We start from the raw sequence: 1,046 nt of genomic DNA, 5'->3' as shown, positions 1-1,046 counted from the left end.
TGGAAGCCTCCGCTCAGGTCGCGGTGAGTGCGGTCCAGCGGCGCAGGTTGAAGGCGATGGCGGCCATCAGGACTTGGGCGCGGGCCTTTGTCAGGCCGACATAGCGGATGACGCGCAGGTTCATGCGGTTCTTGAGGGTGGCGAAGGTGGTCTCCACAGCCGCCCTTCTTCGGGCGATCAGGTCGTTGTAGCGCTTGAGCCTGGGCGGCAGATCGGGGTGGTGCTTATTGGGCCGCCGCATCAGGCGCGGCTTGATCTTGGCCTCTTTCAGGCGGCGCTGACGGGCGTGGGTGTGATAGGCGCTGTCGGCCCACACCACCTTTTCATCGCCCAGGATCAGGGCGTCGGCCGGGACGGTGTCGTTGACGTTGGCCGGGGTCGTGATCAGCGAGCGGATCAGGCCCGATCCTTCGTCGACGCCGACGTGAGCCTTGTAGCCGTAGGTCGATCCCGGCTTGCCCGAGCGCTTGGCGAAGGCTGCGTCGGGGTCTCGGCCGGGCCTGGGCTCACGCCCGTCGCGCCCGTCGCTGGGCGGAACCGACGCCGCCTCGATCAGGGTGGCGTCCAGCATCGTGCCCCGGCGCAGGATCATCCCCGCCTGATCCAGTTGCCGGTCCAGCTCCGAAAACAGCTTCTCCAGCAGGCCCGCACCGATCAGGCCGTTGCGGAAGCGGTTCAGCGTCGTGTGGTCGGGGATCGCGTCTTCGATCGACAGTCCCACGAACCGGCGGAACGACAGACGGTCATCCAGAGCCGCCTCCAGCTCTCGCTCCGAGAGCCCGTACAAAGCCTGCAGCAGCAGCGCCTTGAACATCACCAGCACCGGCCAGGCCGCCCGTCCCGGGCCGTCGTCGCGCAAGCCCGACAGCACCTTCTCGAAACGATACCAGCGCACCAGCCCGTGCAGCCGCTCCAGCTGATCGTTACGGCCCGCCCCCACCGGCATCAGCGCCTCGGCGAAACTGAACTGACCCGTCTGCTTCACCGCCATGCCTGGCCTCCCCGTACTAAACCCAGGGAATCACAATCGGCTAATTTCGCAACAC

The 1,046-nt window shown here is 66.8% G+C and carries 1 protein-coding gene; it reads right to left on the bottom strand.

Annotated features, from left to right (window positions below):
* Positions 1-13: 13 nt before the first annotated feature.
* Positions 14-991: an IS5 family transposase gene (locus tag DDF67_RS00010; RefSeq protein ID WP_109098934.1), complete on the bottom strand. Its 978-nt coding sequence runs from the start codon at positions 989-991 to the stop codon at positions 14-16.
* Between the last annotated feature and the right edge of the window lie 55 nt (positions 992-1,046).

The organism is Caulobacter endophyticus (genome assembly GCF_003116815.1).
Taxonomy (GTDB): Bacteria; Pseudomonadota; Alphaproteobacteria; order Caulobacterales; family Caulobacteraceae; genus Caulobacter; species Caulobacter endophyticus.
This window is presented reverse-complemented; position numbering and strand designations above follow the sequence as displayed.